Here is a 262-nt window from a genome sequence, read left to right as displayed (position 1 = left end):
GGACATGGCGCCGCGCGTGCAGCCGGCGGCGCATCCGGTCGGCACTTCGGTGTAAGTCCGCGACCTGTTCTTCAACACCCCGGCCCGGCGCAAATTTCTCAAGACCGAAAAAAACGAATTCGATCACCTGCAAGAAGTGATCAAGCGTCTGGCGCTGGCGCGCTTCGACGTGGCTGTTCATCTGCGCCACACCGGCAAGACCATCCTCAGCCTGCACGAGGCCCACGATGATGCGGCCCGAGCGCGGCGTGTGGCGGCGATG

1 pseudogene is annotated in these 262 nt (G+C 64.1%); it reads left to right on the top strand.

Annotated elements, in window-relative coordinates:
• A pseudogene (mutL, locus tag AC0IXA_RS27655) lies at positions 1 to 262 on the top strand (DNA mismatch repair endonuclease MutL); the annotation flags it as partial.

The sequence above is a fragment of the Pseudomonas sp. AC083 genome (assembly GCF_979253165.1).
The sequence above is the reverse complement of the archived record's forward strand: the minus strand, read 5'-3'. Positions and strand labels throughout refer to the sequence as shown.